Origin of the sequence: Vibrio sp. Vb1980, from assembly GCF_033338615.1 — a bacterium.
In the GTDB taxonomy this organism is placed as follows: domain Bacteria; phylum Pseudomonadota; class Gammaproteobacteria; order Enterobacterales; family Vibrionaceae; genus Vibrio; species Vibrio alginolyticus.
Genome location: NZ_JAWOSZ010000158.1, coordinates 1 through 541 on the forward strand (window position 1 = coordinate 1; position 541 = coordinate 541).

A 541-nucleotide genomic window follows, 5' to 3' on the forward strand; every position below is an offset into this window, starting at 1 on the left:
GCCCCCATTGTGACGCTTCGCAGCGGCCCAAAGACGAAAGACAATGCCATCAACATCATTACGGCAATCGACAAAGGCTGCGTCAGCTTACGCCAAAATGCGAGTTCGTAACGTGAAGCATCTTGCTCTGATGCTTTCAAATACGTCACATAATCATACAAGCCGCTCAGAGAGAGCTCTTCTGGTTTTACTGTCACCACGGCTAGCTTGTCAGGAGCCAACGACGTGTGCCATTCCATTTGATCCATCTCTTGTTTGGAAATCACGTTTTCGTCTTGCATGTTGGTGATTTGCACGTCACGCATCAACCAATTGTTATCTTGTTGGTAATCCACTTCTTCAGCGAAGATAACTTTTTCTAAGTTCTTGTCATCATCAAAGCGCCACATGTTCAACGCATACAACTTGTCATCTTCCACTTTACCGATGAAGATGAAGTCGTTGGCATCACGAGCCCAAACCCCAGCACGAACCGAAACGATGCTGCCGCCAGACAATGCAAAAGATCGCAAATCACGCGCCATTTTCTGAGCTTCTGGAG

At 47.1% G+C, this 541-nt stretch carries 1 protein-coding gene; it reads right to left on the reverse strand.

Going from position 1 to position 541, the window contains the following annotated elements:
* On the reverse strand, positions 1–541 hold a 541-nt coding region (locus R7F64_RS24270; RefSeq protein WP_318072204.1), incomplete at both ends, for an LptF/LptG family permease.